At 76.3% G+C, this 26,295-nt stretch carries 22 protein-coding genes, 3 pseudogenes and 1 riboswitch; of the genes and pseudogenes, 11 read left to right on the top strand and 14 right to left on the bottom strand.

All coding sequences use genetic code 11. The annotated features are described in order from the left end of the window. Positions 1-26: 26 nt before the first annotated feature. Both QQY24_RS15370 and QQY24_RS15365 read right to left on the bottom strand, forming a co-directional pair. Positions 27-950, bottom strand: coding sequence for a hypothetical protein (locus QQY24_RS15370; protein ID WP_301973253.1), 924 nt, complete (start codon positions 948-950; stop codon positions 27-29). Between the two features lie 212 nt (positions 951-1,162). Continuing rightward, positions 1,163-1,804 carry a hypothetical protein gene (locus QQY24_RS15365; protein ID WP_301973252.1) on the bottom strand — a complete coding sequence of 214 codons (642 nt, stop codon included), beginning with the start codon at positions 1,802-1,804 and terminating at the stop codon, positions 1,163-1,165. A gap of 24 nt (positions 1,805-1,828) precedes the next feature. On the opposite strand from QQY24_RS15365, the pseudogene QQY24_RS15360 reads away from it, so the two are divergent. Then, a pseudogene (locus QQY24_RS15360) lies at positions 1,829-2,973 on the top strand (PP2C family protein-serine/threonine phosphatase). A gap of 64 nt (positions 2,974-3,037) precedes the next feature. Beyond that, a complete protein-coding gene (locus tag QQY24_RS15355) occupies positions 3,038-4,093 on the top strand; it encodes a hypothetical protein (protein WP_301973251.1) in 1,056 nt (351 codons plus the stop codon). 86 nt (positions 4,094-4,179) lie between these two features. On the opposite strand, the gene QQY24_RS15350 is transcribed toward QQY24_RS15355, so the two are convergent. From QQY24_RS15350 to QQY24_RS15340, 3 genes and pseudogenes are all read right to left on the bottom strand, one after another. Then, complete coding sequence (locus QQY24_RS15350) at positions 4,180-4,386, bottom strand: hypothetical protein (RefSeq protein WP_301973250.1); 207 nt, start codon at positions 4,384-4,386, stop codon at positions 4,180-4,182. Positions 4,387-4,523: 137 nt separating this feature from the next. Further along, a complete protein-coding gene (locus QQY24_RS15345) occupies positions 4,524-5,333 on the bottom strand; it encodes a hypothetical protein (protein ID WP_301973249.1) in 810 nt (269 codons plus the stop codon). Between the two features lie 306 nt (positions 5,334-5,639). After that, a pseudogene (locus QQY24_RS15340) lies at positions 5,640-6,768 on the bottom strand (HoxN/HupN/NixA family nickel/cobalt transporter). Further along, positions 6,766-6,965: riboswitch (cobalamin riboswitch) on the bottom strand. It overlaps the preceding pseudogene by 3 nt. A 78-nt stretch (positions 6,966-7,043) precedes the next feature. Here QQY24_RS15340 and QQY24_RS15335 point away from each other — a divergent pair. Beyond that, entirely contained in the window at positions 7,044-7,388 is a 345-nt protein-coding gene (locus tag QQY24_RS15335; protein WP_301973248.1) for a metalloregulator ArsR/SmtB family transcription factor, read from the top strand. 214 nt (positions 7,389-7,602) lie between these two features. After that, positions 7,603-9,249, top strand: a complete 1,647-nt coding sequence (locus QQY24_RS15330) for a glycoside hydrolase family 13 protein (protein WP_301973247.1) — start codon at positions 7,603-7,605, stop codon at positions 9,247-9,249. Between the two features lie 7 nt (positions 9,250-9,256). Here the strand turns inward: QQY24_RS15330 and QQY24_RS15325 are convergent, their stop codons facing one another. Next, positions 9,257-10,003, bottom strand: a complete 747-nt coding sequence (locus tag QQY24_RS15325) for a DUF4142 domain-containing protein (RefSeq protein WP_301976256.1) — start codon at positions 10,001-10,003, stop codon at positions 9,257-9,259. 403 nt (positions 10,004-10,406) lie between these two features. Between QQY24_RS15325 and QQY24_RS15320 the strand changes: the two genes are divergently transcribed. The 3 genes from QQY24_RS15320 (at position 10,407) to QQY24_RS15310 (ending at position 12,920) form a co-directional block, all read left to right on the top strand. Continuing rightward, entirely contained in the window at positions 10,407-11,093 is a 687-nt protein-coding gene (locus QQY24_RS15320; RefSeq protein WP_301973246.1) for a DUF6445 family protein, read from the top strand. Positions 11,094-11,211: 118 nt separating this feature from the next. After that, on the top strand, positions 11,212-11,877 hold the full coding sequence (locus tag QQY24_RS15315) for an SDR family NAD(P)-dependent oxidoreductase (protein WP_301973245.1): 666 nt from the start codon (positions 11,212-11,214) through the stop codon (positions 11,875-11,877). 86 nt (positions 11,878-11,963) lie between these two features. Further along, positions 11,964-12,920, top strand: coding sequence for an MIP/aquaporin family protein (locus tag QQY24_RS15310; RefSeq protein ID WP_301973244.1), 957 nt, complete (start codon positions 11,964-11,966; stop codon positions 12,918-12,920). A gap of 75 nt (positions 12,921-12,995) precedes the next feature. Here the strand turns inward: QQY24_RS15310 and QQY24_RS15305 are convergent, their stop codons facing one another. Next, the gene (locus QQY24_RS15305) at positions 12,996-14,309 is read right to left on the bottom strand and encodes a hypothetical protein (protein WP_301976255.1); all 1,314 of its coding nucleotides are present in this window, start codon (positions 14,307-14,309) and stop codon (positions 12,996-12,998) included. A gap of 178 nt (positions 14,310-14,487) precedes the next feature. Here QQY24_RS15305 and QQY24_RS15300 point away from each other — a divergent pair, with 178 nt between their 5' ends. Next, complete coding sequence (locus QQY24_RS15300; protein WP_301973243.1) at positions 14,488-15,741, top strand: molybdopterin-dependent oxidoreductase; 1,254 nt, start codon at positions 14,488-14,490, stop codon at positions 15,739-15,741. A gap of 331 nt (positions 15,742-16,072) precedes the next feature. Here QQY24_RS15300 and QQY24_RS15295 read toward each other — a convergent pair whose 3' ends face one another. From QQY24_RS15295 to QQY24_RS15285, 3 genes are all read right to left on the bottom strand, one after another. Next, entirely contained in the window at positions 16,073-16,807 is a 735-nt protein-coding gene (locus tag QQY24_RS15295) for a bifunctional 2-polyprenyl-6-hydroxyphenol methylase/3-demethylubiquinol 3-O-methyltransferase UbiG (protein WP_301973242.1), read from the bottom strand. After that, positions 16,804-17,415, bottom strand: a complete 612-nt coding sequence (locus QQY24_RS15290) for a DUF2064 domain-containing protein (protein WP_301973241.1) — start codon at positions 17,413-17,415, stop codon at positions 16,804-16,806. Before QQY24_RS15290 ends, QQY24_RS15295 begins: the two co-directional genes overlap by 4 nt. Before the next feature lie 187 nt (positions 17,416-17,602). Then, entirely contained in the window at positions 17,603-18,334 is a 732-nt protein-coding gene (locus QQY24_RS15285; protein WP_301973240.1) for a glycosyltransferase family 2 protein, read from the bottom strand. 105 nt (positions 18,335-18,439) lie between these two features. Between QQY24_RS15285 and QQY24_RS15280 the strand changes: the two genes are divergently transcribed. Together QQY24_RS15280 and QQY24_RS15275 are read left to right on the top strand one after the other, a co-directional pair. Then, positions 18,440-19,198, top strand: a complete 759-nt coding sequence (locus tag QQY24_RS15280) for a response regulator transcription factor (protein WP_301973239.1) — start codon at positions 18,440-18,442, stop codon at positions 19,196-19,198. Between the two features lies 1 nt (position 19,199). Further along, entirely contained in the window at positions 19,200-20,312 is a 1,113-nt protein-coding gene (locus QQY24_RS15275) for a sensor histidine kinase KdpD (RefSeq protein WP_301973238.1), read from the top strand. Between the two features lie 91 nt (positions 20,313-20,403). Here the strand turns inward: QQY24_RS15275 and QQY24_RS15270 are convergent. From QQY24_RS15270 to QQY24_RS15255, 4 genes and pseudogenes are all read right to left on the bottom strand, one after another. Then, positions 20,404-21,392, bottom strand: a pseudogene (locus QQY24_RS15270) (NAD-dependent epimerase/dehydratase family protein). Between the two features lie 102 nt (positions 21,393-21,494). Further along, the gene (locus tag QQY24_RS15265) at positions 21,495-21,743 is read right to left on the bottom strand and encodes a CBS domain-containing protein (RefSeq protein WP_301976254.1); all 249 of its coding nucleotides are present in this window, start codon (positions 21,741-21,743) and stop codon (positions 21,495-21,497) included. Positions 21,744-21,882: 139 nt separating this feature from the next. Beyond that, a complete protein-coding gene (locus QQY24_RS15260) occupies positions 21,883-23,361 on the bottom strand; it encodes a DEAD/DEAH box helicase (RefSeq protein ID WP_301973237.1) in 1,479 nt (492 codons plus the stop codon). A 202-nt stretch (positions 23,362-23,563) separates the two neighbouring features. Next, complete coding sequence (locus QQY24_RS15255) at positions 23,564-23,767, bottom strand: cold-shock protein (protein ID WP_065963989.1); 204 nt, start codon at positions 23,765-23,767, stop codon at positions 23,564-23,566. Positions 23,768-24,226: 459 nt separating this feature from the next. On the opposite strand from QQY24_RS15255, the gene QQY24_RS15250 reads away from it, so the two are divergent. Further along, positions 24,227-26,254: a sigma-70 family RNA polymerase sigma factor gene (locus QQY24_RS15250; RefSeq protein WP_301973236.1), complete on the top strand. Its 2,028-nt coding sequence runs from the start codon at positions 24,227-24,229 to the stop codon at positions 26,252-26,254. The last annotated feature ends 41 nt before the right edge of the window (positions 26,255-26,295 follow it).

The raw sequence follows: 26,295 nt of genomic DNA, 5'->3' as shown, positions 1-26,295 counted from the left end.
TGGCCCGAGCCGCACCCCGGACGCGGTCAGGACCGGGCTCGGGACGGGGCCGGCGGGGACGCCGGTGAGCCGTGCCGGCGTCGTCCGGGACGGGGGAGGCGCGGACGCGGGCGCCGGGTGAGCCACACCGTCAGTGCCACGGCCAGGCCCAGGCCGAGCAGCAGCCAGGAGGCCGCGCGCAGGGTGGAGGTGAGGGCGTCGTAGACGGCGCCCGCGGCCGGGTGGGGCACGTCGGCCGGGAGGCCGGCGAGGGTCAGCCCGCGGCCGACGGTCAGGGCGAGCACGAGCAGGGCGCCGCCCAGAGCCGTGCCCAGCGCGGTCGCGGCGACGGCCCGCCGGCGGTGGGCGGCGAGCCCGATCCCGCCGACGGCGAGGGCGACGGCCGCCACCGGCAGCCAGAAGCCGGCGATTTCGAGCACGTGGAACCCCTTGCGGCAGGCGGTCAGCCCACCCGCCGGGAGCACCGGGACCAGGGTGTGCTCCACCGGGATGCGCTCGGCGAGCGGCACGTGGTCGGCGGTCAGCTGCCGTTTGACCTGTGCGGTCACCGGGGCGAGGTCCACGGTGACCGGTTCCTGCCGGCCGCCCCCGGTGCGCAGTGCGTCCAGGACGGCGTCGTGCGTGACCCGGTTGCCGGTGTCCCAGGCCAGCCGGAAGGCGCGGGTCCGGGTGAAGGAGCGCACGGCGTCCCGCACGAACGGGCGGGCCGGGCCCCGGACCCGGCGGACGTCCGTCCGCCGGTCCACCTCGCGCACGATCCCGTCGCCGACCGTCTGCGCGACGGCCTCCCGCACGTCCGGGTCGGTGGCCAGCGGGGCCATCGCGGTGACGTACCGGCCCGTGTCGGCGAGTCCGTAGGAGGCCCAGGCCGCCAGCGCGCCGAACGGCACGAGCAGGCAGGACAGGGTGAGCAGTACGGCCGGCAGGACGGGCCTGAGACGAGGGGGCACCCTCCCAGGCAAGACCCCGCGGGAGCGCGGCGCGAGCGATGTGGCTGCATCCGGGCGATCCCGGACGGCCCCGGACGGCCCGGGCGGCGTACGGCCCCCCGCGCCCGGGGCTCAACAGGCGCAAGCCCGCTTGTACCCCGGGGGGATGGCCGGACGCGCCGCCGGGCGGCACGCGTCGGACGCGTGCCGCCCGGCGGACCGCTCCCGCCCGCTCAGCCCCCGGGGCGTCCGGCCACCCTCTGGTGCTTGTAGAGGCGGTAGAAGAACGTGAGGGTGGTGCCCGCCGCCACCGCCAGCCCCACGCCTGTCGCCTGCAGGCTCGAGACGTTGGACTGGCTGTAGAGGAAACCGACCGAGCAGCCGGCGAACACCCCCCACAGCAGGGCGTGCAACTCCCACCGCAGTCGCGGGGCGAGGGTCAGCACGGCCATCAGCAGCACCGCGAACACCACTCCGGTGAGGAGCCCGAACAGGAAGTTCCAGAGGGTGAGGGGGCCGCCGAAGCGGCGGTTGGTCGCGGCCCAGAAGCCGTAGGCGACCCCCAGCACGACGGACAGGGCCACCCGGGCGATCCGGTGGCCGCGGGCGTCGAGGATGTCGGGCGTGCGGTGGCCGGGGGAGGCACCCGGGTGCCGGCCACGTACGTGCCGGGCCGCTCGGGCGTGCCGCCGGGAACGGGTGCCGCATGCGTCATGGGAGCACTCCTCTCTCCTCGTCCCTGCTCGTCCTTGATTCGCCTCTGCTTCGTCCCCGCTCTCCAGGGCACCCCGGGAGCGGCCGCCCGGCAACTCGGCCGGGAGGGCGGCGGGTGCCCGGATGCGACCGGTCTCCTCCCGTGTTTCGCTGAGGGGCATGGAGGGCTGCTCGCCGTGACGGAGATGGACCACAGACAGCGGCGGCAGCCGCTCCGGGTCCGCGGGCGCAGCGTCGCCTGGCTGCTGCCCCTGCTGCTGCTCGTCGGTGTCGTCTTGCTGGACTTCGCCACGTCCGAGCGGTTCCGGATCATCACCTGGATCGTCCTGGTCCCGGGCACGGCCGCCGGTGTCTGCGGGGTGCGGACGACGGCCGTGTTCGCCGCGCTGTCGGTGGTGGCGTACGCCGCCGCGGACAGCACCTGGCCCGAGCAGTACCAGGCCGGGCTGGCCGACTTCCTCCTGGTCGCGCTCGGCGGGATGCTCGCCGTGCTGGCCGCCGCGCTGCGGGTGCGGCGGGAGCGGGAGACCCTGCACATCATGGACATCGCCGAGACCACCCGCCGCACCGTGCTGCGCCCGCTGCCGTCGCGCTGGGCGGGCCTGGAGCACGCGGGCGCGTACCTGGCCGCGGACCTGTACGCCCGGGTCGGCGGCGACTTCTACGACATCCAGCCCGGACCGCACGGCACCCGCGTCCTCGTCGGCGACGTCCAGGGCAAGGGGCTGGGCGCGGTGGAGGCGGCCGCCGCGCTGCTCGGCACCTTCCGGGAGGCCGGCTACCACGAGGCGGACCTCGCGACCGTCGCCGAGCGCCTGGAGATCCGCATGGTCCGGCACCACCGGCACACCGCCGCGACCGGGCGCGAGGACCGCGACCGCTTCGCCACCGCCGTGCTCATCGGCTTCCCCCGGACGACCCGGAGGCGGTCGAACTCGTCAACTTCGGGCACCAGGCCCCGCTCGCCGTCGGCCCCCGCGGGGTCCGCGCGCTGCCCAGCGGCGACGGCCTGCCGATCGGCCTGTGCGACCTCGCGGGCGGCTGCCCGCCGGTGCACCGGGTGCCGCTGGCCGCCGAGGAGACCCTGCTGCTGGTGACCGACGGGGTGACCGAGGCGCGCAACCGCGCCGGGGAGTTCTACCCGCTGGAGAGCGAGGTGGCCCGGGCGGTCGTCGCCGACCCGCGCCGGGCCGAACCCCGGCTGCTGGTGCGCCGGGTCCGCGACGGCGTGCTGCGGCACAGCGGCGGTCACCTGGAGGACGACACCACGATCTTCGCCATCCGCCGGGAGCGGGACGAACCCCCCGTAGGGGGACGTTTGCGGTCCTGACCCCGGTCCTGCGGGCGGCAGCGGCTACCGTGCTGGCTGGAGAGCGACCTACAGGGGAGGGACGATGCCCGGAACCGTGCTGCTGCTCGCGGCCTCACCGCTGGGCCGGGGACGTCTGGTGGACGCGGCCGCCGTGCTGCCCGTCCTGGCCGCGGTCGCCCCCGCCGTGCTGGCCGGCACCGACACCGCGAACGTGGTGGAGCTCGCCGACCCGCTCGACCCGCAGGCCGTCCTGACCCGGCTGCGCGCCGCCGCGGCGGTCCCGGGGCCGCTCACGCTGTACGTCACCGGGCAGCTGCACCTGGACCGCCGCCAGCGCCTGCCCCACCTGGCGCTGGCCCGCACCACGGCGGCCACCATGCGCTACACCGCGCTGCCCTGGCACTGGATCGGCGAGGAACTGCGGCTGCGCCCGGCCGGGGCCACGGTCCTCTTCGCCGATCTGCACGCCGACACCGAGACCTGGCGGCAGCTGGCCGGACGCCCGCTCGACGCCGGCCGCACCACCGACGTCTACGGCCGGGTCGCGCCCCCGCCCGGCCGGCGCGGGGTCGCGGAGCCGTCGTACATGAAGGCGGTGGCGACGCTGCTGCGCAGCGGGCAGCGGCCGCCGCTGGACCAGCTGCACCAGCAGGCGCTGGCCCGGATCGCGGACGAGGTTCCGGCGAACGTCCTGCTCACCGCGCAGCCCCGCGCCGAGGGCGATCCGCACGCCGCGATCAGCGCCGCCGTCCGCGACGGGCGGCACGACGACGCCGACGCGCTCGCCGCCCGCCACGAGCAGGCGGCCGTGCGGGTCCACGGGCCCGCCTCGGAGGACGCCCTGCACTGGGCCGAGGTCCGCGCCGACCTCGCGATGTTCGCGGGGGACCCGGCGCGCAGCTGCCGGGCCTGGCTGGCCGTCGCCGGCACCCGGCTGGCCGCCGGGCAGCCCGTGGACGCGCCCGCCGTGGAGGCGGCCGTGGACCGGGCGCACCACCAGTGGGGCCGCATCGACGACCCGGCGCGGGCCCGTGAGCTCGGGCCCGTGCTCGCGGAGCTGAGGCTGCGGGTGCCGGGGCGCCGGCAGGGCGCGCTGGACCACGTCCAGCAGCAGCTGCGGCAGCTCCAGGAGCGGTAGCGGCCCCGGCCGGCGGGGCGGCGCGCTCCCGGGCGCCGTGCGTCGTGCGGCGACGGCGTCGGCCCCCCCGGGGCCGGGGAGCGGACTCAGCGGGGAGCGGGCGCGGCCGTGGGCGCGGGGAGCGGGGTGTCCACCGCCCGGGCCGGGACCGCGTTCGCCGCCGCGACCAGGGCCGCGACGGCCAGGACGGCCGCGACCACGGCCCGCGCGGCGGCGGTGCTCGCGCTCGGGCGGAGCCGACAGGGGCGGAGGGCGGTGGAACGTCCGGCTGGTGCGGATCTACGTCCGTGCACGGCGACCTCCGGCGGACTTGGGCGCGGCGAGCCTGCTTGCCGCCGCTCAACCTAGGGGTTGCCCTCCGGGACGGCAAGAGGCCCCCGAGCCGGGACGCACGGCCCGGCGGCGGGGGGCCCGGTCCGGTCTGCGGCCGTCAGACCTGCGCGCGGCCCTGCCTGCGCACCTCCGCCAGACGCAGGGCGCCGATCTGGACGGCGGCCTGGGTGGCGTCGTTCGGCACGTCGCCCAGGCCGCCGTTGGTGAGGGCGAAGGAGTCCTCGCCGACCCGGACGGCGGCCACGTCCAGGGTGAGCAGGGCCGGCGCGCCGTCGGGGGTGGTGGTGGCGACGGTGAGGCGCAGGCCCTGGCGCGCGTCCCCGACCTCCGGCAGCGGGGCCCCGGACACCCGCACGTCCTCGGCCGCCCCCCGCCCGGTGGCGGCCGTGAACCGGGCGCACCGCTCCGGCATCGTGCGCAGCCAGGCCAGGAAGGCGTCGACGTCCGCGCGGCGGCGCGTGCCGATCTGGTGGCGGAGCTGGGCGTCGGTGTCGGCGTCGTCGAGGCCGGCGGCGACCCGGGCGGGGGCGCCGAGGAGTTCGTCGGTGTAGAGGACGTCGAGCAGGCGCTGGCACTCCGCGGAGGCGGTGGTCGCCTTCAACAGGCCGTCCCGCCAGGTGGCCGCGCCGCGCGTCGGCGACCAGGGGGCGCCCAGGTCGGTCTCCGTGAGGAGCGCGGCCCGGGCCTGCGCGTCGGTCAGGGCGGAACCGTCGCCCCCGTCCGCCGCCTTCGGGGCGGGGGAGGACGCGTCGGCCGTCGGCAGCGGGTGCGGCGCGGTCGCCGGGTGCTCCAGACCGAGGGCGGCGCAGCCGGTGAGGGGCAGGAGGCCGGCGGCGAGGAGGCAGGGGAGGAGGACACGGGGGACACGGGGGTCACGGCGGCCACGGGGGGATATGGCGGCGGTCATCGGGGTGCCTCCTGGCGGGGCCGGTGGGGTGCCTCCTCCCACGGCACCACCGCCCGGGGCGGCCCACCAGCGCTCCGGGCCGTACGGGTGAGGGGGCGCGGGCCGGGGGAGCCCCGGCCGGCCGCGCGCGGCGGGTCCGGTCCGGCCCGCGGCCGGACGGTCGTCGACCGCCGTTCCCATCCCGGCGGGTCCGGGGTCCGCGGGGCGCCCGCGCACCGGCCCCGGCGGACGGGGACCGGGGCGGACGCGGGCCGGTCCGGGGCGCCGCACCCGCGGACGGCCGGGCGGCCCCGGGCCCGGCGCCCCTCAGTCGGAGGCGGCGGGACCCGGCACCGCCCACCGCTCCTCCACCCTCGCCACCCGCCAGTAGGTCAGCGCCACCGTCCACACCAGCACGAACAGGCCGACGATGACGTAGCCGACGTGGTCCAGGTCCAGGCCGGCGATCCAGCCGGTGACGTCGTCGCGCAGGTCGAGCCTGTCGTGCAGGACGCCGACCAGTTCGATCGTGCCGATGAAGAAGGCGACGGCGATGGACAGGCCGGTGATGGTGAGGTTGTAGAAGACCTTGCGGACCGGGTGGGAGAACGCCCACTGGTAGGCGAAGTTCATGAACGTGCCGTCCAGGGTGTCGAACAGGCTCATCCCGGCCGCGAAGAGCAGGGGCAGGCACAGGATCGCGTACCACGGCAGCCCGGCCGCCGCGCCCGAGCCCGCCATCACCATCAGCGTGACCTCGGTGGCCGTGTCGAAGCCGAGCCCGAAGAGGAAGCCGAGCGGGAACATCTGCCCCGGCCGGGAGACGGACTTCGTCAGGCGGCCCAGGATCCGGTTCATGAACCCCCGGGATTCCAGGTGCTGTTCGAGTTCCCGCTCGTCGTACGTGCCCGCCCGCATGGCCCGGAACACCCTGAGGATGCCCACCAGGGCGACCAGGTTGAGCGCGGCGATGAGGTAGAGGAAGGTGCCGGAGACCGTCGTGCCCATGAAGCCGAGCACCTGGTGGGTGCGCGAGCCCTCGTCCATGACCCGGCCGGCCAGCCGGGTGCCGCCCGCGATCAGCAGCGCCAGCAGCACCACCACGCTGGAGTGGCCCAGCGCGAACCAGAAGCCGACCGACACCGGCCGCTTGCCGTCGGCCATCAGCTTGCGGGTGGTGTTGTCGATCGCGGCGATGTGGTCGGCGTCGAAGGCGTGCCGCATGCCGAGGGTGTAGGCGGTGACGCCGAGGCCGATGCCGAAGGCCTTGGTACCGACCCGGTAGTGCTCGGGGACGACCAGGAGGAAGAGGACGCCGAAGGCGACGACGTGCAGGGCGGTGATCACCGCCATCAGCCCCGCGGTCTTCAGGGTGTCCTCGCGCCGCCACTTGAAGGACGGACGGGCGGGGTCGGGCAGGGTCATCCGGTTCACGCTCCAGCACCTCGTGGATCACTTCGTGAGATGCCGTGGCCGGTCTCCTGGCTGACGGGTCGTGCGTCCGCCGTCCCTGCCTTCCCGGTCGTGAGACCAGTGGCCCGGCGGCTGCCGGACGGGACGTGAACTCCCCGATCACAGTGGCGAGGGCCGCGCCGGCCTGGACCCCGAAGGGCCGTCACCGGCTTCCCGAACACCACGGCCCGCCCACCGTAGGGGGACGCGAGGTCTCCTGCATAGCTGCGTACCCGCGCAGGTATCGAAGATCACATGCCGACCTGCGAGGATGACGCCATGCATCTCGTGCCTGCCGACCGAGCGGACCGTCGCACCATCGACGGTCACCGGGTGTGCGAGGCGATCGCCGCCATCGGCGACGCGGGCCGCGTACGCGCCTGGGCCGACCGGTTCTCCCTGCTCGCCGACCCCAAGCGGCTCGCCCTCCTGCTCGCGCTGCACCGCACCGGTCCGCTCGCCGTCTCCGACCTGGCCGTCGCGACCGGCATGAACGACCCCGCCGTCTCCCAGGCCCTGCGGCTGCTGCGGGCGGCGGGCGCGGTGGCGGGCGAGAAGGAGGGGCGGGTGGTCAGGTACCGCGTGGTGGACCCGGAGCTGCGGGGCCTGCTGGAGCACTGCTGAACCGGTGACCGCGGCGCTGCCGCGCGTCCACCGCCGCACGCCCGCCGCGGGGGCGTGCGCCCGCCGCCCGGTGGTGCGCCCCGGCGCGCCGGCCGCCGGCACCGGGCTGCGCCGCCGGACCGCCCGGAGGTTCCCGTTCCGGGCGATGTGGACAGAGTCCGTACTGTCGGCCCCACGGGCCGGCCCGCCGTCCTCCCGCCCGAACGGAGCCCGCATGGCCGACCTCTCGTCCCGGAACCCCGACTGGTGGCGCCAGGCCGTCATCTACCAGGTCTACCCGCGCAGCTTCGCCGACGCCGACGGTGACGGCCTCGGCGACCTGCGGGGTGTCACCCAGCGCCTGAACCACCTGGCCACGCTGGGCGTCGACGCCCTGTGGCTCAGCCCCTTCTACCCCTCCGAACTCGCCGACGGCGGCTACGACATCGCCGACCACCGGGACGTGGACCCGCGCCTGGGCACCCTGGACGACTTCGACGCCATGGTCGCCGAGGCGCACCGGCTGGGCCTGAAGGTGATCGTCGACATCGTCCCCAACCACACCTCGCACCAGCACCCCTGGTTCCGGGAGGCGCTGCGCGCCGGCCCCGGCTCGGCCGCCCGGGACCGCTACGTCTTCCGCCCCGGCCGCGGCGCCCGCGGCGAACTGCCGCCCACCGACTGGCAGTCCGTCTTCGGCGGCAGCGCCTGGCGGCGGGTTCCGGACGGCCAGTGGTACCTGCACCTGTTCGCCCCCGAGCAGCCCGACCTCAGCTGGGACCACGAGGAGGTCCGCGCCGACTTCCGCACCACCCTGCGCTTCTGGTCCGACCGGGGCGTGGACGGCTTCCGCGTCGACGTCGCCCACGGCCTGGCCAAGGACCTCACCGAGCCCCTGCGGGACGTCGGCGACGCCGGCGCCACCGGTGAGGAGGCCCTGCTGCGGGTCCCGCCCGGCAGCCACCCGTACTGGGACCGCGACGAGGTCCACGAGATCTACCGCGACTGGCGCAAGGTCTTCGACGCCTACACCCCGCCCCGCACCGCCGTCGCCGAGGCCTGGGTGCCGGACTCCCGGCGCGCCCTGTACGCCCGCCCGGACGAACTGGGGCAGGCCTTCAACTTCGAGTACCTACAGGCCCGGTGGGACGCGGCCCAGCTGCGCGGGGTCATCGCCTCCTCGCTCGCCGCCGCCCGCACCGCCGGGGCCTCCGCGACCTGGGTGCTGTCCAACCACGACGTGGTGCGGCACGCCTCCCGCCTGGTGCTGCCGCCCGGCACCGACGCCGACGCCTGGCTGCTGTCCGGCGGCCGCGCCCCGCGGATCGACCGGGAGGCCGGGCTGCGCCGGGCCCGGGCCGCAACCCTGCTGATGCTGGCGCTGCCCGGGTCGTCGTACGTCTACCAGGGCGAGGAACTCGGCCTGCCCGAGGTCGCCGACCTGCCCGCCGAGGTGCTGCAGGACCCGATCTGGGAGCAGACCGGGCACGTCCGCAAGGGCCGCGACGGCTGCCGGGTGCCGCTGCCGTGGACGACGGCCGGACCGTCGTACGGTTTCGGGCCGGGCGCCGCCTGGCTGCCGCAGCCGGAGTCCTTCGCGTCGTACGCCGTCGAGGCGCAGTCCGGGGCCGAGGGCTCCACCCTGGAGCTGTACCGCACCGCCCTGCGGCTGCGCCGCAAGCTGCTGGAGGGCGAGACGCTGGCCTGGACGCCCCACGCCCCCGAGGGGGTGCTGGACTTCACCCGCGCACCGGGCTGGCGGTGCGTCACCAACCTCACCGCGGAGCCGGTCCCGCTGCCCCCGGGCGAGGTGCTGCTCGCCAGCACCCCGCCGCCGACGGCGGGAACCCTGCCGCCGGACACCACGGTGTGGCTCGGCTAGCGGCCGGCTAGCCCACGGTCGGGCTCGGACTCGGGCCCGGCGCCGGAGCGCCGCCCCCGCCGGCGAGGCCGCTGAGGTCCAGGGGGGTGGAGGTGGCGGTCGGCGGCGGGGTGAGCACCACCTCCGGCTGGCCGGCGGGCGGGGCCGGCGGGGTCAGGTCGGAGGACGGCAGCTTGGGCGGGGTGGTCTGCTGGAAGAGGGTCTGGTCGAAGTCGACCAGGCCCGTCCTCTCCATCACCGTCATGTGGTCGAGCACGGTGTCGTTGGCCTGGTCCGCCAGGGCCCGCACGAGCGAGTTCTTGGTGGTGGAACGGATCTTGGCGATGGTGTTGAAGATCGAGCCGTGCGTCATCCGCAGGATGTTGGCGAAGTCGGCGTCGAACTTCTCGCCGCTCTCCGCCTTCAGCGTGTCGACGAAGCCCACCTGCTGCGGGCTCGCCACGTTGGGCAGCGTGATGCCGAGCATCGGCGCGACCCGGCGGCAGCTGGCGTCCAGCGCGGCGTGGCCGTCGATCAGGTGCTTGCTCGCCGTGATCACGCCCTTGCTGGTGCCCTTGCGCAGTCCGATCTGCCCGACCGGGTACTCCCACAGGCCGGCCGCCCGCACCTTCACCACGAAGTCCCGGTCGGCCTCGGTGAGCGGCCCCCACTGGGTGGTGGCGATGATCCGGGACTGCGAGGCGGCGACGGTATCCAGCCCGAGCAGTCCCGGGTAGGCGAGTGCCGCGAGGGTCAGGGCCATCGCACCGCCCACGAAGAGGGTTCCCGTCGCGTTCCGCGAAAAGCGCACCGTGTCTCCTGCCCGGTCGTGGATCCCGCCCGCGGGCGGTTCGTACGCACAGCAGTACGGACGCGGCGGCCGTTTGTGTCGGTGGCGCGGGTAAAAAATTCCGTCCTCCGCGTGCTTTCCGCGCCCGCCGGCGCCTTCCGCTGCCGCCTGCCTTCCACTACCGCCCGTCACCGGTCCGCCGCCCGCCGCCCGTCACGGGTCCGCCGCCCGCCGCCCGCCGCCCGACACGGGTCCGCCGCCCGCCGCCCGCCGCCCGTCACCGGCCGGGCCGTGCGCGCCCGTCACCGGCCGGGCCTTGATCGGCCGTTGGCGAAAGGTTGACCAATCCCCGGGAGAAGGCGGGCGGACGCGCGCCTAGATTCGCGGCATGCCCCCACAGCCGCCCCCCAAGATCCCCGCCGCCCTTCCCGTCCTGCCCTACCGCAAGCCCACCAAGGGCCGCGACTACTGGGTGCTGGACGACGTCCTGCCGGACGCGGACGCCGTACGGGAGCGGTGCCTGGCCAAGGACGACTGGGTCGAGGGACACCCGTACACCTCCGAGACCTGGCCGGGCCTGCGCGCCATGCCCGGGCTGGAACCGGGTGAACTGGACCGGGTGGAACGGCTGGTGAGGAAGGCGACCGGGGCCCGGGAGCTGTGGGTGCAGCAGGCGCCCGGCGGCGGCACCCTCAACCACAACTGCGTCCAGGTGGTCGGCGAGGGCGAGAGCGAGCCCCGCCCGCACACCGACTCGCGCGCGCTGTGCCGGTACGCGGCCGTGCTGTACCTCAACCCGCGCGTCCCCAAGGACTGCGGCACCAGTTTCTACCGCCAGTCCCTGCCCGGCGGCCGGCTCGGCGGCAACGTCGTCCAGGCCCCGCACAACAACCTCGTCGAGGCCCTCGGCACCCGCTTCGTCGCCCCGGACGCCTTCGAGGAGGACGTCCGCGTCCCGCACCGGTACAACCGCCTGCTGCTCTACAGCGCCAACCTCGTGCACAGCGCCACCGGTTACACCGGCCGGACCCTGGAGGAGAAGCGGATGACGGCGGTGTTCTTCTGGATGGCCTGATCCGCGCCCGCGTCCGGACGGCCCGGGCCGCGGCGACCGGCTGACCGGGCGCCGGCCCGGCCGGTTCCCGGGGGCCGGCGGGGTGCGGGCGCGGCGGGGTGGGGGAAGGATGGCGGCCGTGAGCACCATCGCCGTCGTCGGCGCCGGGCCGGGCCTGGGCGCCGCCGTCGCACGCCGCTTCGGGCGGGAGGGGTACGGCGTCGCCCTCGTCGCCCGGGACGAGGCGCGGCTCGGTGCCCTCGTCGAGGACCTCGTCACCGACGGTGTCACCGCGCGCGGGTTCCGCGCGGACGTGCGCCGGCCGCAGGAGCTGGCGGACGCCCTGGCGGCCGCGGCCGGCGCCCTCGGGACCGTCGAGGTGCTGCAGTACAGCCCCGTCCCGCACCGGGACTTCATGCGGCCCGTACTGGACACCGGGCACCGCGACCTGCTCGGGCCGGTGGAGTTCTCGGTGTACGGGCCGGTGGCCGCGGTGCAGCAGGTGCTGCCGGGCATGCGCAAGCTGGGGCGCGGCACGATCCTGCTGGTCAACGGCGGGACGGCGGCCGTGCCCCATCCCGAGCGGGCCGGCACCTCGGTCGCGTTCGCTGCGGAGAGCGCGTACGGGCGACTGCTGCACGACCGCCTCGCCGGCGAGGGCGTCCACGTCGCCCAGCTGATCATCCCGGGCGCCATCACCCCGGGGCACGTGCGCAAGGACCCGGCCGTGCTCGCGGACACCCTGTGGGGCCTGCACCGGGACCGGCACGGGTACCGCCACTACGCCGACGACCTGGACGGCTGACCGTCCGGACGCGCCGCCCTGCGTGAAGGGCGTTCGTGGGTCAATATGGTGACGTTGGCCGCATTGCTCTCTTCAAGGGGGCCTCCATGGCTGTCGATGTACCCCCGCTGGTCAAGTCCTCCCGGCTGCGTAGCCGGGGAGGTCTGCTGGGCGAGTGCCTGGCCGAGTTCCTCGGGACCTTCGTCCTCATCTCCTTCGGCTGCGGTGTCGTGGCGATGGCGGTCGCCGCGCTGCCCGGCTCGGGCCGCGCCGCCACCCCCACGACGATCTTCCTGGCGGCCGGCGACTGGCTGCTGATCACCTGGGGCTGGGCAATGGCCGTCGTCTTCGGCATCTATGTGGCCGGCGGTGTCAGCGGCGCCCACCTGAACCCGGCCGTGACCCTGGCCATGGCCGTGCGCCGCGGCTTCTCCTGGGCCAAGGTACTGCCGTACATGTTCGCGCAGGTGGTCGGCGCGTTCACCGGGGCCGCGCTGGTCTACCTGGTCTACCACAACGCGATCAGCGCCTTCGACGGCGCCATGAAGGGGCCCAAGACGAACGGGCACACGCTCGCCTCGTTCTCCATCTTCGCGACCTTCCCCGCGCCGTACTTCCACGGCGGCGTCTGGGGGCCGCTGATCGACCAGATCGTCGGTACGGCCTTCCTGGTCATGCTGGTCGTCGCCCTCATCGACCTGCGCAACCAGGCCGTGAAGGCGAACCTCGGCCCGCTGCTGGTGGGCTTCGCCGTCGCCGCGATCGGCATGTCCTACGGCGCGAACGCGGGCTACGCCATCAACCCGGCCCGTGACTTCGGGCCGCGCCTGCTCACCTACGCGGCGGGCTGGGACAGCCTCGCGTTCCCCGGAAGCGTGTCCGGGGCGTTCAGCGCCTACTGGTGGATCCCCATCGTCGGGCCGCTGATCGGCGGGGTCATCGGCGTCCTCGTCTACGACCTGTTCATCGGGGACGTCCTGCACGTGCGCTCCCAGACGAACGAACTGCCCGAGCCGGGCCGCACCCGGCCGGTGCGCACGGTGGACAAGGACGAGGAGTTCTAGGGCGGCGCACCCCGTGCTGCGGGCCGGCGGCGGAGCGGGCCGCCGGCCCATGGCCCGCGGACGGCCGCCGGCCGGTCACCAGCCGGTCAGCAGCAGGTGGTTGAGCAGCAGGGCGAGGACCGCCTGGGCGGCCAGCCAGGGACGGGGGTGCGGGAGGCGGGCGCAGGCCGGCAGCAGCCACAGGGCGAAGGGCAGCCAGATGCGTTCCGTCTCCGCCTTGCTCATCCCCGACAGGTCGGCGGCCAGCAGGGCCAGCAGGGTGGCGGACACCAGCACGGCCAGGCGGGTGCCGGCCGGACCGGTGCGGTGGGCGAGCGCGGTGCCGGTGCGGCGCAGGCCCGCCGCCGTCGCCGGGCCGGTGATGACGGCCGCGCAGGCGAGGTTGGCCCACACCCAGTAGGTGTAGGGGCGGACGCCGCCGACGCCCTGGTAATAACGGGTCACCAGCAGGTGGTACGCCGTCCACCAGTTGAAGCCGGCGAGCGTGAACGCCAGGGGCACGGCGGCGGCACCGGCGAGCAGGGCCGGCAGCAGCAGGGGGCGTTCGCGCAGCGCGGTCCGGCCCAGCAGCAGCACCGCCGCGCCCATCAGGGCGATGAGCACGAGGCCGTAGGACAGGTAGCAGGTCAGGCCGAACAGGAGGCCGGCCGGGACGGCCCGGGCCGGGGAGCGTCCGGTGACCGCGAGCGCGAGCAGGGCCAGGGACCAGGCGGCGCACGCCGCGAAGTAGGCGTCCGCGGAGGTGCCGAGCCAGACCGCGGCCGGGCTCAGCACCAGGAAGGGGGCCGCCCGGCGGGCCAGGGTCTCGTCCGTCAGCGCGCGCAGCGCGATCAGCACGGCCACGCAGGCGGACGCCCCGAGCACGACGCACCACGTTCCGGCCCAGCCGCCGCCGCGCAGTCCGGCGCGGTCCAGGAGCACGAAGGTGAGCGTGGCGGCCGGGGGGTGGCCGGCGACGTGGGCCGGCCAGGGGTCGGGGGTGCCGCTGACGATGTGGTGGCCGAAGTCGCGCAGGGCGGCCGGGACGTCGTGGAAGCGGCCCACGGCCCGCAGGTACTCGTTGCGGGTGGTCAGTCGGGCGGCGACGCCCCGGTGCCAGCCGTCGACCAGGGCGAGGGAGAGGATCCAGCCGGTGGACGCGGCCCACGCCGCGGCGAGCAGGGCCCGCCACGGCAGCCGGGCGGCCAGCGCCGGGCCCTGGGCCGCCCCGGCCGCGGCGAGCAGGACGGCGGCGGGGGTGCCCGGGCCCACGTGCGGGTCCCACTCGGCCAGCAGCGGCGGCCAGTGCACGAACAGGGTGTGCCGGGTGTCCTGCACACGGCGGCCGATGAGCACGGCCGCCGTCACGAGCAGGGCGGCGGCGCCGGCGGCGTACAGGTCGCGGCGCACCGGGCGGGGAACGCCGGGGCGGGAACCGGGCCGGGGGCGGGTCGGGGCGGGGCGGGAGGGGGTCACAGCGGCACGCTAGGCCGGGCGGGCGCGTCCGGGCCGCGCACGGGGCCGACGTCAGCGTTTCGTCATGGGTCACGGACGCCTTCCGGGCCGTGCGGCGGCCTACCGTCGGGACATGCGCGACCACTGCCGGCTTCCCGGCTCTCCCGGCTCCTGGCGCAGCCCGCTGCGCGGCGTCCGGTTCACCTCGGTCCTCGGCCTCGTCCTGCTCGGCGGCGTCACCGTGCTGTTCGTGACCGGCCTGGTGTCCTACGCGGCCTACAACCCGGACCTGTCCCCGGTGAACGACAAGACCCCGGACAAGGGGATCCTCGGCTTCTACCTCTTCGCCTGGCCGACCGGGCCGGTGTGGCTGTACCGGCTCACCCAGGGCGCGCACGTGACCCTGGGCGTCGCCCTGGTCCCGGTCCTACTGGCCAAGCTGTGGTCGGTGGTGCCGAAGCTGTTCGCCCTGCCGCCGGCCCGCTCCCTGGCGCACGCGCTGGAGCGGCTCTCCCTGCTGCTGCTGGTCGGCGGCGGGCTGTTCGAGTTCACCACCGGGGTGCTCAACGTCCAGCTGGAGTACGTCTTCCCGGGTTCCTTCTACCCGCTGCACTTCTACGGCGCCTGGGTGTTCGCCGCCGCGTTCGCGGCGCACGCCGTGCTGAAGACGCCGGCGGCCCTGCGGGCCGTGCGGCGGCGCCGGGACGCCGGCGGCCCGGACGGCCGGGACGGGGGCGACCTCGTCCCCCCGCGGCCCGGCGCGCCGACCGTGTCCCGGCGCGGGGCGCTGTGGCTGGTCGGGGGCGGCTCCCTGCTGCTGGGCGCGACGACCGCCGGGCAGAGCCTGGGCGGGCCGCTGCGCCGCACCGCCCTGCTCGCGCCGCACGGCGGTGCCGGCCCGTCCGGCGGACCGAACGGCTTCCAGATCAACAAGACGGCCGCCTACGCCGGGATCACCCCGGCCGACACGCACGGCGACGCGTGGCGGCTCGTCCTCACCGGCCCCGCCGGCACCGTCCGGCTCGGCCGCGCCGACCTGCTGCGGCTGCCCCTGCACAGCTCCTCGCTGCCCATCGCCTGCGTCGAGGGCTGGTCGACCGACGACCAGTGGTGGCAGGGGGTGCGGCTGCGCGACCTCGCGGCGCTCGCCGGGTACCGGGGCGATCCGCCGGACGTGTTCGTGGAGTCCCTGCAGCGGCACGGCGCCTTCCGCCGCGCGGCCCTGCGCGCCAACCAGGTGGCCGATCCGCGCTCCCTGCTCGCCCTGCGCGTCAACGGCGAGGACCTGTCCCCCGACCACGGCCACCCGGCGCGGATCATCGTCCCCGCCGCGCCCGGTGTGCTGAACACCAAGTGGGTGGCCCGGCTGACCTTCGGAGACCTGTGATGCCCCGCCGCGTGCCGGTCGGCAGCCCCCTGCAGCTACTGCTGTTCGCCTGCACGTTCGCGCTCGCCGGGTACGCGGGCGTCCGGCTGTTCGCCGGTGACTGGGCCGGGGTCGCGCTGTGGATCGTGGGGGCCGCGCTCCTGCACGACCTGGTGCTGCTGCCGCTGTACTCGGCACTGGACCGGGCGGTCGTGCACGGGCTCGGGGCGGCCGGGCGGCGCGCCTGGGTGCCGTACGCACGGGTGCCGGCCGTGCTGTCCGGGCTGTTGCTGCTGGTGTGGTTCCCGCTGATCAGCGGGCTGGTGGACCGGCGTTACCGCGCGGCCACCGGTCAGTCGGCGGACGTCTTCCTCGGCCGCTGGCTGCTGATCACCGCGGTGCTCTTCGGCGGCTCGGCGCTGCTGCTGGCGGTACGGGTGCGCAGGGCGACGAAGCGGCGGCTCCCGGCCGCCCACTGAACGCCGCCGCGCCATCCGGACCGCCGCGCGAGCCGGAGCAGGGCGGGGGCGCCGATCCGCGCCCACGGGAACGGCTCGCCGGCCGGCTCCCGGCCGGGGGCGACGACCTGGACGCGGGCCCGTTCGTCGACGTCCGCGGGCGCGGTCTCGGCGATCAGCAGGCCCCCGGCGCGCAGGAGCTGCCGCGCCCGGTGCAGCAGGGCGCGCGGGTCGCCGCCGATGCCGACGTTGCCGTCCATGAGCAGGACGGTGTCCCAGCGGCCCTCGCCGGGCAGCGGGTCGAAGACCGAGCGGCGCAGCGCCTGTCCGCCCAGGGTGACGGTGCGGGCGACGGCGGCCCCGCTGACGTCGACGCCGAGGACGGTACGGCCCCGGGCGGCGAGTTCCGCCACCAGCCGGCCCGGCCCGCAGCCGACGTCCAGGACGGCGCCCTCGCAGCGGTCCAGCACCGCCCGGTCCACGGCGTCCGCACGGGCGCACCAGCGCTCCACCTCCAGCGGCAGCAGCCAGCCGTCGGCGCGGCGCAGGAACAGCGGACCGCGGCCGGTGCGCAGGGCGGCGGCGTACGGATCACAGGCGGCCCAGGCGGGCGCGGCCGGGGCGCTCACCGGGCGGCCGTACAGGCGGCCAGCCGCGCGGCGAAGGCGCCGTGCGGGGCGAGGGCGGCGACCGCGCGGGCGTCGTCGGCGGTGTCGACGTCCCGCAGCCGGGGCAGGTCGCGCACCCGCAGCCCGGCCGCGACCAGCCGCGCCCGCTGCACGGCCCCGGTCCACGGCGACGACATGGGCACCCCGCGCAGCAGCGCCGGCTCGGGGCGGGCCAGGCCCAGCGCCCAGAAGCCGCCGTCCTCGGCCGGGCCGAAGTACGCGTCGCAGCCGGCGAAGTCGACGGTGAGCAGACTGGGCGTGACCTGCGGGGTGTCCATGCCGATCAGCAGGGCCGGGCCGGAGCAGCGGGCGAAGGCGTCGGCGAGCCGGGCGTCGAGGCCGCCCGCGCACTGCGGCACGACCTCGAACCCGGCCGGCAGCCAGGGGCCGGGCCGCCCGTCCAGCACGAGCACCCGCCGCCCGGCCGGCGCGGCGGCCACCGCCCGCAGGGTGTCCGCGAGCGCGGCCTCGGCGAGCGAGGCCGCCTCCTGCGCGCAGAAGACCGGACCGAGCCGTGTCTTGACCCGTCCGGGCAGGGGTTCCTTGGCGATGACGAGAAGGGTGGTCATCGGCGTCTCCTGAGTGGGGTGGGGGCGGGGCCCGGCAGGGGGCGGGCGGGACGGGGCCGGACCGCGGGGCGCGGTTCCCCGGCGCGCGGGGCGGTCCGGCCGGGGGCCTCCCGCGCCGGTGTCCCGGCTCCCGCCGCGGGGGGCGGTCCGTCCGGACGCGGCCCGCGCGGGGCGGTGGGCCGGCCGGTCACCGGGGCCGCCCCGCCGCGGCCCGGCGGACGGGGTGCGGTGCTTCGTTCAGGACGCGGGACATGTCGCGCACCGCCTGCCAGGTGCCGCGCCAGGTGCCGGTGACCTTGGACGCGCCGGTGCGGGGCAGGTAGGGCACCTCGTGCTCCGTGATCCGCCAGCCCGCGTCGGCCGCGCGGACCACCATCTGCAACGGGTACCCACTGCGCCGGTCGGTGAGACCGAGGGCGAGCAGCGGCTCGCGGCGGGCGGCGCGCAGGGGGCCGAGGTCGTGCAGGCGCAGGCCGGTGCGGCGGCGCAGCAGGAGGGAGAGGGCCAGGTTCCCGGCGCGGGCGTGCGCGGGCCAGGCGCCCCGGTCCCGCGGGCGGCGCCGGCCGAGGACCAGGTCGGCCCCGCCGGCGCGGACCTCGCGGACGAAGGGGACCAGCCGGCCCGGGTCGAGGGAGGCGTCGCAGTCGCAGAAGCAGACCACGTCGGCCGTGGCGGCGGTCAGCCCCGCGTGGCAGGCGGCGCCGAACCCCCGCCGCTCCTCGTGCACGACGGTGGCCCCCAGGGCGCGGGCGAGGTCGGCGGAGCCGTCGGTGGAGCCGTTGTCCACGACGAGGGCGCGCCAGCCGGCCGGGATCCGGGCGAGGACCCAGGGCAGGGCCCCGGCCTCGTTCAGGCAGGGCAGGACGACGTCCACGTCGGGCACGCCGCCGGGGGGCGGTGAGGTGGTCACGGCGTTCACCCTACGAAGGCGAACCGGGGCGTACCGGACACCGGCTCCTTACGAAACGCGGACGTCGGGGACCGGGCCGCTCCCCGACGGTGCCACGGTGCCAGGGTGGAGGACATGCAGCAACCGCACCCCGCACCCCGCCCCGGACCCGCCGCCGGGCGGCAGCCGGACACCGCCGGCCGGATCCTGGTCGTGGACGACGACCCCACCGTCGCCGAGGTCGTCACGGGCTACCTGGACCGCGCCGGATACGCCGTGGACCGCGCCGCCGACGGCCCGGCCGCCCTCGACCGCGCCGCCGCGCACCGCCCGGACCTGGTGGTGCTGGACCTGATGCTGCCCGCCATGGACGGCCTGGAGGTGTGCCGGCGGCTGCGCGCCCACGGCCCCGTGCCGGTCATCATGCTCACCGCGCGCGGCGACGAGGACGACCGCGTCCTGGGCCTGGAGGTCGGCGCCGACGACTACGTCACCAAGCCGTTCAGCCCGCGCGAGCTGGTGCTGCGGGTGGAGTCGGTGCTGCGCCGCGTCCGGCCCGCCGTCCCGTCCGGCGCGTCCGGGCCGCTCGGCGCGGCCGGCCTCGCGGTCGACCCGGCCGCCCGCCGCGCCACCAAGAACGGCACCGAGCTCGCCCTCACCCTGCGCGAGTTCGACCTGCTGGCCTTCTTCCTGCGGCACCCGGGGCGGGCGTTCGGCCGGGAGGAGCTGATGCGGGAGGTGTGGGGCTGGCACTTCGGCGACCTGTCGACCGTCACCGTGCACGTCCGCCGGCTGCGCGGCAAGGTCGAGGACGACCCGGCCCGGCCGCGCCTCATCCAGACCGTGTGGGGCGTCGGCTACCGCTTCGACGGCACCGGGGCGGAGGCGGTCTGACGTGCGCGACACCCTGCTCATCGCCCTCTACGCCTTCCTCGGCGCCGCCGCGACGGGCCTCGCCGGCGCGGCCGTGCTGCGGCTGGTCCGCCGCCGCTCGCTCACCGCCTCGCTCACCGTGGTCGCCGCCGTCGGCGTGGTCGCCATGCTCACCGGGACCATGGCGGTCGCCCGGGCGATGTTCCTGTCCCCGCACGACCTGCGGGTCGTCACCACCGTCGTCGCCATGGCGGCCGTGGTCTCCCTGGTCACCGCACTGCTGCTGGGCCGCCGGGTCGTCGCCCGCAGCCGTGAACTGACCGATGCCGCCCGGCGCTTCGGGGACGGCGACGCCTTCGCCGCGCCCGCCGTCCCGGCCACCGCCGAACTCGACGCGCTCGGCCGCGAACTGGCCGCCACCAGCGCCCGGCTCGCCGCCTCCCGGGAGCGGGAACGCGCCCTGGAGGCCTCCCGGCGCGAACTGGTCGCCTGGATCTCGCACGACCTGCGCACCCCGCTGGCCGGGCTGCGCGCCATGTCGGAGGCGCTGGAGGACAAGGTGGCCGCCGACCCCGACCGCTACCTGCGGCAGATGCGCACCGAGGTGGAACGCCTCAACGACATGGTCGGCGACCTCTTCGAGCTCTCCCGCATCCACGCCGGCACGCTGCCCCTGAGCCCGGCCCGGATCTCGGTGTACGACCTGGTCGGCGACGCCCTGGCCGGGGTCGGCCCGCTGGCCCGCGAGCACGGGGTGCGGCTGGTCGGCGACCGGGTGGCGCCGGTGCCGGTCGAGGTCGACGGCCGGGAGATGAGCCGGGTCCTGGCCAACCTGCTGGTCAACGCCATCCGCCGCACCCCCGCCGACGGCACGGTCGCCGTCAGCGCCGAGCGCGCCCCGGACGGCGTGGTGCTGTCCGTCACGGACGGCTGCGGCGGCATCCCCGAGGAGGACCTGGCCCGCGTCTTCGACACCGGCTGGCGCGGCACGGACGCGCGGACGCCGCCGGCCGGGGCGGGGCTGGGCCTGGCGATCGTCCGGGGCATCGTGGAGGCCCACCGGGGCCGCGCGAGCGTGCGCAACATCCCCGGCGGCTGCCGCTTCGAGGTGACCCTGCCGGCGGCGCGGGCCTAGGGTCTGCCGTTTGGGTCAGGCCGGATCAGGGAGCGGGGTCCGGCCCGATCCGGGCGAAGGACCCCGGGCCCCGCCCCGGCACCGCCCGCGCTCATTCCTCCCCGGCGAACTCCCGCATCCCCTCGGCGAACGGCACCTGCGGCCTCCAGCCCAGGTCCGCGCGCAGCCGGGAGGAGTCCGCGGTGATGTGGCGCACGTCGCCGAGGCGGTACCCGCCGGTGACGACCGGCTCGGGGCCGCCGAGGGCGGCGGCGAGGGCCCGGGCCAGGTCGCCGACCGTGCGGGGCTCGCCGCTGCCGGTGTTGTAGGCCGTGAGCGTGCCGGGCCGGGAACCGGCCTCCAGCGCGGTCACGTTGGCGGCGGCCACGTCCCGGACGTGCACGAAGTCCCGCCGCTGGCCGCCGTCCTCGAACACGCGCGGTGCCTCGCCGCGGGCCAGGGCCGAGCGGAAGAGGGAGGCGACGCCGGCGTAGGGGGTGTCGCGGGGCATCCGGGGGCCGTACACGTTGTGGTAGCGCAGCGAGAGGGCCGTGCCGCCCGTGGACCGCGCCCAGGCGGCCGAGAGGTGTTCCTGGGCCAGCTTGGTGGCCGCGTAGACGTTGCGCGGGTCGGCCGGGGCGTCCTCGCCGACCGTGCCGGGGGACGGGGGGCGCCGCACACCGGGCACGGCGGCTCGAACCGGCCCGCCCGCAGGTCCGCCTCGGCACGCGGGCCGGGGCGGACGGTGCCGTGCGCCGGGCAGTCGTAGCGCCCCTCCCCGTACACCACCATCGACCCGGCCAGCACCAGCCGCCCGACGCCCGCCGCGGCCATCGCGGCGAGCAGGACGGCGGTGCCCAGGTCGTTGCGGGAGACGTACTCGGGCGCGTCCGCGACCCCGTCACCGAGTCCCACCATGGCCGCCTGGTGGCAGACGGCGTCCACGCCGGACAGGGCGCGGGCGACGGCCCCGGGGTCGCGCACGTCGGCGCGGGCGTCGGCGCGGACGTCGTACACCACCGGCTCGTGCCCGCGCGCCCGCAGCGCCTCGACGACATGGGACCCGATGAACCCGGCACCGCCGGTGACCAGTACACGCATGCGGCCACGCTAGGCCCGCGCCCGGCTCCCGGCGGGTGAGCGCGCCCGTACGTCACCGGTCCGTAAGGAGCCCCCGCCGCGGCCGGGTCCGGCCGCGGCGGGTCAGCAGGAGGAGGCGGCGACGTCGCGCAGGCGGATCCGGTCGGTGTAGGCGGAGCTGTCGCGGAGCGCGGTGAGCCGGGCCCGGGTGACCACACCCGTGGACCGGTCGTCACCGTCGCAGAGGACCAGGTGCTCGACCCCGGCGCCGGCCATGACGGACAGGGCCACCTCGACGGTCATGTCGTCCCAGACCCGGGGGCCGGACGCGTCCGCGGGACCGACCGGAACCACGGGGGCGAAGGCCCCCACGGGGTGCTGCAGCCGAGCGGGTGTCACAGGTGCCTCCGGGGGATCGGGAAGGGACGACGGGCCGCGGGGACGGGGCCCGGGGCCTGGCGCTCGGATCGGGCCGGACCCCGTGGGCCTGGCCCGATCCGAACGGAGGACCCTAGGCGGCCGAGTCGTAGGAGCGCTGCCGCTGCGGCCTGCGGCGCGAGGCCTCGCCGGCGGGGCGGCCCTGGCCGGAGCGGCCCCGCCGGCCCCGGGAGGGGGCGGAGGAGCGGCGGGGGCGTTCCGCGGCCGGGGCGGCGATGACGACCGGGACGCCGGAGGGGGCCTGGGCGCCGGTGATGCGGCCCAGCTCGTCCTCGCCCGGACGGACCTGGGTGATCCGCGGGGTGATGCCGGCCGAGGCCATCAGCCGGCTCATGGCGCGGCGCTGGTCGGGGGTGACCAGCGTGACGACGCTGCCGGACTCGCCGGCGCGGGCCGTGCGGCCGCCCCGGTGCAGGTAGTCCTTGTGGTCGCTGGGCGGGTCGACGTTGACGACGAGGTCCAGGTGGTCGACGTGGATGCCGCGCGCCGCGACGTTGGTCGCGACCAGGACGGTGACGTGCCCGTTCTTGAACTGGTCGAGGGTGCGGGTGCGCTGCGGCTGGGACTTGCCGCCGTGCAGGGCCGCGGCGCGCACGCCGCTGCTCAGCAGGTGCTTGGTCAGCCGGTCCACGGCGTGCTTGGTGTCCAGGAACATCATCACCCGGCCCTCGCGCGCCGCGATGTGGGTGGTCGCCCAGTGCTTGTCCGTGTCGTGCACGTGGAGCAGGTGGTGCTCCATCGTGGTGACCGCGCCCGCCGACGGGTCGACGGAGTGGACCACGGGGTCGCTCAGGTACCGGCGCACCAGCCGGTCGACGTTGCGGTCCAAGGTGGCGGAGAACAGCATCCGCTGCCCGTCCGGGCGCACCTGGTCCAGCAGGGCGGTGACCTGCGGCATGAAGCCCATGTCGGTCATCTGGTCGGCCTCGTCCAGGACGGTGATGCCGACCTCGCCCAGCCGGCAGTCGCCGCGGTCGATGAGGTCCTTCAGCCGTCCGGGCGTCGCGACGACGACCTCCGCCCCGGCCCGCAGCGCCCCGGCCTGCCTGCCGATGGACATGCCGCCGACGACGGTGGCCAGGCGCAGGTTCACGGAGCGGGCGTACGGGGTGAGCGCGTCGGTGACCTGCTGGGCCAGCTCGCGCGTGGGGACGAGGACGAGTCCGAGGGGCTGCCGGGGCTCGGCGCGCCGCCCGGCCGTACGGGCCAGCAGCGCCAGGCCGAAGGCGAGGGTCTTGCCCGAACCGGTCCGGCCGCGGCCGAGCACGTCCCGGCCGGCCAGGGAGTTGGGCAGGGTCGCCGCCTGGATCGGGAACGGCACGCTCACGCCCTCCTGGCCGAGCGCGGCCAGCATCCGCGCCGGCAGGGCGAGGTCGGCGAACGACTCGACGGCGGGCAGCGCGGGCGTGACCGTCTCGGGCAGTGCGAACTCACCCTGCGGGGCCGGCCGCTTTCCCTGCACCTTGGCGCCGCGGCGGGGAAAACCGGCGCGCTTGCCGCCGGTGCCTGCCGCGGAGCGGTCGTGGGTGCGGGTCGGACGGGTGCGATTCAATGGGAAACCTTTCCTTGATGCAGCACGTATCAAGGGATTTCCGCAGCGCGTGAATGGCGCAGAAAATCGCGAGAACGAGCTGAATGTGAGAGAAGCCGAACCGGGCCTGCGGTGGGTTTCCACCGTCACCGGCCCGGAAATGCGGCGAGCTGGGGCCCGCACCCCAAGGTGCGGGCCCCAGCTGCGAAGTACGTGTCGGTACTCAGGCGGGGACGATGTTCTCGGCCGTCGGGCCCTTCTGGCCCTGGGCGACGTCGAAGGACACCTTCTGTCCCTCCAGCAGTTCGCGGAAGCCCTGGGTGGCGATGTTCGAGTAGTGGGCGAAGACGTCGGCGCCGCCGCCGTCCTGCTCGATGAAGCCGAAGCCCTTTTCCGCGTTGAACCACTTCACGGTTCCGGTGGCCATTTGATTTCTCCTTCGGGAGGCGGTGTCGGGAATGCGCCGTGTGCGCATTCCGTGTCGCCGTGATGATCACCCCGTCGGAAAAACCCTCTGGCAACCACACCTGCAACTGAAAAAGACAGTAGCACGGCGCGATGGCTCCCGCACGGGTGATAATGCGGATCGGGTCCGGCCGCCGGGAATATTCCCCGGGCGCCACCCCTATTTCTCCCCCCACGGGCACAGGTATCGCCCGCAACGGCACCCGCGGGCGCGTCCCCCGGCGCGCCGGGGCCGGCGGACGCGACGAAGGTCACATCTCGCCCGGGGCGGGCGCGGTGCCCGGCGGCGGGTGCGATTTTTGTTGTCGCGCCGGACCGTCCGCGTCTCCCGTGGTGGGACCGGGCGCCGACCGCCGGGTCCCGCGTCACGCCCTTGCGGGCGGGAGAACGCCCGAGGGCATGAGAGAGGGAGAAGAGGTCCATGCGCACAGACCATGGGCACGACGTCGGCGGCGCCCTGGTGTCCGCCGCCTGTTCCGGTGATCCGCGGGCGGTCGAGGGCCTGGTCGCGCGGTCCCTGCCGCTCGTCTACAACATCGTCGGCCGTGCGCTGGACGGGCACCAGGACGTGGACGACGTCGTGCAGGAGACCCTGCTGCGCCTGGTGCGCGGCCTGAACCAGCTCGAGGACCCCTCGGCGTACCGATCGTGGATGGTGGCCATCACCGTGCGGCAGATACGGGACTGGATCAGACGGCGGCAGCAGGACCGGCGGACGCACGAGCCGATGGACCGCGCCGCCCAGGTGCCCGACCCGGCCTCCGACTTCGCGTCGCTGACGGTCCTCCGGCTCCAGCTGGACGACAGCCGCCGCGAGGTCGTCGAGGCCACGCGCTGGCTGGACGAGGACAACAGGGAACTGCTGTCCCTGTGGTGGCTGGAGGAGACCGGTCAGCTCACCCGGGCCGAGGTGGGCGCGGCGCTGGGGCTGTCGGGCCGGCACACGGCGGTGCGGATACAGCGGCTCAAGGAGCAGCTCGACGTGGGCCGGGCCATCGTCCGGGCGCGGGCCGCGCAGCCGCCGTGCCCGGACCTGGCGGAGCTGACCGCGACGTGGGACACGCGGCCGAGCCCGCTGTGGCGCAAGCGGATCGCCCGGCACCTGCGGGGCTGCGGCCACTGCGGCGGGCGGCCCGGTGAACTGGTCCCGGTGGCCCGGCTGCTCCTGGGTCTCCCGCTGCTCGTGCCGCCGGCCGGCCTGCACCGGGCCACGATGGCGGCGATCGCCGCCGGCCCCCGGCCGGCCGGGCCGGCCGGGGAACCGCCGGCGGCCGGTTCGTCCGGGGCGGGGGACCCGCATCCCGGGGCGGACGCGCCGGCACCGGCGGCCGCGCGCGCCGACGCCCCCTCCGGGCGCCGCCCCGGCGGCGCCCGCCCGGCCGGGCGCGCCGGACACCGGCGCCGGGCGCGGACGCCCCGGCGGCGCGGCCGGGCCGTCACCGCGGCCGTCGCGACCGCGACGGTCCTCCTCGGCGTCTGGGCCCTGCTGCCCTCCCGCGACACCGGCGCCGGCACCGCGGCGGCGGGCGGCGCACCCCGGCCGGTGGCCCTGACGGCGTCCCCGAGCCCGCGGCCGGCCACCACCACCCCCTCGCCGCGCCCCACGGCCACGCGGAAGAAGCCGAAACCGTCCCCGTCGGCCACCGCCGCCGCGAAGCGGTCCGCCCGTCCCACGGCGGCCGCGGCACCCGCGGCCACCGCGCCGGCGGTCGCCTCGCACCGCAAGGGCGTCGGCGTCTGGTCCTACCCCGGGGCGTCGGACGCCCTGGCCCGGTCCGGCACCGGCTGGTACTACACCTGGTCCGCAGCCCACCCCGGCGTCAGCACGCCCGCCGGGGCCGACTTCGTGCCGATGATCTGGGGAGCCGACAGCGTCACCCCGCAGAACCTGTCGGCGGCCGAGGCGGCCGGCCCCTACCTGCTGGGGTTCAACGAACCCGACATGAGCGCGCAGTCGAACATGACCGTCAACCGGGCGCTGGAGCTGTGGCCGCGCCTGGAGTCGGCGGGCCGCACCCTCGGCAGCCCCGCCGTCGCCTACGGCGCGGACCGGCCGGGCGGCTGGCTGGACCGCTTCATGACCGGGGCCGGGCAGCGGGGGTACCGCGTCGACTTCATCGCGCTGCACTGGTACGGCGGCGACTTCCGCACCCAGGCGGCCGTGGACCAGTTGCGCACCTATCTGACCGCGGTGCACGAGCGCTACCACAAGCCGATCTGGCTGACCGAGTTCGCCCTCATCGACTTCTCCCGGGGCACCCGGTACCCGACGGACGAGGAGCAGGCCGCCTTCCTGTCCTCCGCCACGAGGATGCTCGCCGGGCTGTCCTTCCTCCAGCGGTACGCCTGGTTCGGCCTGGGGACCGACGGGTCCGGGCCCGGCACCACGCTGTTCCGCGCCGGGTCCACGCCGACCCCCGAGGGCCTGGCGTTCCGCTCGGCACCGTGAACCGGCGGCCGGGCGGACCGGGGGCCCGCGCCCCCGGCCGC

The organism is Streptomyces sp. TG1A-8, from assembly GCF_030499535.1.
Taxonomy (GTDB): Bacteria; Actinomycetota; Actinomycetes; order Streptomycetales; family Streptomycetaceae; genus Streptomyces.
The sequence above is the reverse complement of the archived record's forward strand: the minus strand, read 5'-3'. Positions and strand labels throughout refer to the sequence as shown.